This window comes from Clostridioides sp. ZZV15-6598 (assembly GCF_020657705.1).
Lineage (GTDB): Bacteria > Bacillota > Clostridia > Peptostreptococcales > Peptostreptococcaceae > Clostridioides > Clostridioides difficile_F.
In genome coordinates this window covers 1-345 of record NZ_JAGWCS010000356.1, presented here as the reverse complement: position 1 = coordinate 345, position 345 = coordinate 1, and the positions used below count along the sequence as shown (strand labels likewise).

Annotated in this window: 1 protein-coding gene; it reads left to right on the top strand. The window is 23.5% G+C overall.

The window, feature by feature from the left end:
• On the top strand, window positions 1-345 hold a 345-nt coding region (locus KGF50_RS22640), incomplete at both ends, for a putative zinc-binding protein (protein WP_227850010.1).

Sequence of the window (345 nt, the reverse complement as noted above, 5' to 3'; positions counted from 1 at the left end):
ATCTTAAAAGATAGAGACCTTATTATTATTGATGGATGTAACACCAAATGTTCAACTAAACTAGCCTCCGAAAAAAAACTTAAAATTGCTAAAAGGATAAATGTATCACAAATTGCAAAAGAGCAAGCTATAGAGATAGGCAAAGATTTAAGTCTTGGAGAAAATGATACAAAATTAAAAGATATTATAATAAAAAAATTATTAGATGAAATTGAAAAAGCTGATTTTTTAGCTTCAGATAAAGTGGATATGAAAGGATTTAATATATCTTTTGATTATCAAACATATAAAAAGGATAAGTTTACTTTCAAATTAGCAATGAATAAAAATTTATATTTTAATGAA